This is a genomic window from Enterococcus sp. 4E1_DIV0656 (assembly GCF_002140695.1).
Classification (GTDB): domain Bacteria; phylum Bacillota; class Bacilli; order Lactobacillales; family Enterococcaceae; genus Enterococcus_D; species Enterococcus_D entomosocium.
This window is the reverse complement of record NZ_NGLF01000001.1, coordinates 782,689-784,984: the sequence shown is the minus strand read 5'-3', so window position 1 is coordinate 784,984 and position 2,296 is coordinate 782,689. Positions and strand designations below refer to the sequence as shown.

The following is a 2,296-nucleotide window of genomic DNA, read 5'->3' as shown; positions in this document are numbered from 1 at the left end:
CATTAAGAAATTTAATGGACTGAGGATAGGTACTGTTGTTAGTCAAATTGAATCTTAGTCCCATAACTGAGTATTCTAAACTTCTTTCTAAGGTCATCGAGTCGTTCGATTTCGGATATTTAAAAAGTAAAATCATTAGTTCGTTTCCCTCAGAAATATTGTCTATTGAAAGGTCTATATTTATTTTCTGTTTATTGGTCAATGAAAATATGTTTGCCGAAGTAACTTCTTCTCCATTAACTTCATAGGGAATTTCATGCAAGTCCTTTAATATGTTTAAGTAATAAAGGTATTGTCCCTCCATATCTTGGATAATTTCAAGATCCCCTGAAAATGAAGATGAGCCACTTTGGTTTATTTGTGTACCTACATCAACTATCTGACCATTACTATCACGTAATCCATAACTTATGGTGTTTTCGAAAACAATAGTTTGAGTTTCTTCGGACTTAGGATTAGTTAATAAGAGGCCGGGCAAAACTAAAAAAATAATTATGGATAATGCAACTGTTGAAAGTATGGCAAATAATAATGGTGTTTTTTTATTTTTAAATATTCTCTTTCTCATCATTCACACTCCTTTTCCATTTACATTTTCATAATGACACATATCTATTTACTTTAAAGGACTAATCTGTTTACATTTCAGGTTTACGAAGGGATGTAAACCTGAAGTTTACGTAGTGTAAATAGCTGTCTCTTATACACATCTAGATGTGTATAAGAGACAGGTAGTAAACCGATGATGTAAACTTCTCGTTTCTTTCATTTTTTTCATATTTCAAGGATACTTAGTGTATAAAAAATGAAAGAGGGATCAAAATGAAAAAATCTATCGTAACAACTATGTTAACAGCAATAGTTGCAACCACTGTATTTACAGCTTTTGGTGGTGCAGTAACTTATGCTAAAGCAGAAACAATGGAAGAAACTAATGAACTTATTCTTCCTGACGAAAATGCACCAATTTTTTCGGACGAAGGAGCAGAGTACTTAAACGTTCCTGAAATTAATCTTGATAATGATACAAACTTGTACTCGGAAGGCATACAAGTAAATACTAGAGTAGCTCAATATAGAATGTGGAGAATTGAATCGAAAACATCAGCTGGTACATCTTATGGCGCATGGAGAAATGGACCATCTGGAAAGGGAAAAGCAACATTGTCAGCCACTAACTCAAATACTTCTAGTAGATCTGTTTCGTCTTCGATTTCAGGTAGTTATCCAATTGGTGCCGATAAAATCGGAGCATCGTTGGGAATTACAATTGGGCAGTCAAAGACTTACGGAGTATCTTATTCTATAAATATCCCCGCAGGTAAAAGACAACAAATAATTTTTAGACCAGTGTACAAATCTACAAAAGTAGTACAGCGTGAGTATATAAGTGGAGTCAAAACAAAGACAGCTAGAACCGCTACTGTAAAAACCTTTAGTCATTGGGATTACTCATTTAAAAACCTATAAGGAGAAAAAGATGGAGAAACAATACATTTATAGTTTATTTATCGGATTCATTTTATTATTTCAATTACAATTGATCAGTTACTGTAACTATCTTTTGGTTAAACAAGGTACAATCAATGGTGTTTTAGATCCTTATTTATTACTAAAAACGCCATTAGTCGTTATCCCCGTCTTGTTTATTTTATATTGTGCATACGGCATTTATAAAACGATTAAGAAACGATAAAAAATTAGTGCGCGTGTTAATTCTTCCCCAAATTAACATAATCTCGATATGGATTTCTAAATTAAGAAAAAACTATAAAAATTTGGTCACCATTAAAATCACTCAAAAATGATTGAGTGATTTTTTCAGTTTTCATTATATGGAGTGTTCAGAAAATGACGATTTCCTGAACACTCTTTTTAAATGCCATAATTGAAATTTATTGCTCTATTCTTGTGTACATAAACTCGTAACTAAATCATTGTTCAATTAAAAATTAGATTTATGATTATTAGGACAATTAATATAAAGGGACAGAAACATTAAAAATCAGTAATCAAATGGAATGAGATATGAGTGAAACAAGAGGACACTTTCTACAGTTTTAATAGTCAGACTACTCATTAGTATCAAAAGAAAAAACGTTGATTCTCTCTCATTTTCGCATCAAAATTCTTCAGTAATTGACCTGAAGGAAAAACACTTTATTCTTGTACAATTTGCTTAAAGCAGTTAGACTTATCCGGCCCTAAAATTTAGAAGCTTCGTTCTAACTCTCTGAGCCCGATCATTCGTAATCGGGTATTTTTGTTCTGCAAATATTATTAATAAATATAAAAC

The 2,296-nt window shown here is 31.8% G+C and carries 2 protein-coding genes; one reads left to right on the top strand and one right to left on the bottom strand.

The window, feature by feature from the left end:
• Positions 1–568 (bottom strand): hypothetical protein (locus A5882_RS19715; protein ID WP_176462001.1); only part of this gene is annotated, 568 nt, incomplete at its 3' end.
• 254 nt (positions 569–822) lie between these two features.
• Between A5882_RS19715 and A5882_RS03770 the strand changes: the two genes are divergently transcribed.
• Entirely contained in the window at positions 823–1,470 is a 648-nt protein-coding gene (locus A5882_RS03770; protein WP_086332757.1) for a hypothetical protein, read from the top strand.
• Positions 1,471–2,296 lie beyond the last annotated feature (826 nt).

What these genes read in the sequence shown, in the direction of transcription:
- A5882_RS03770 (WP_086332757.1), top strand. Translation starts at nt 823, where the DNA reads ATGAAAAAATCTATCGTAACAACTATGTTAACAGCAATAGTTGCAACC.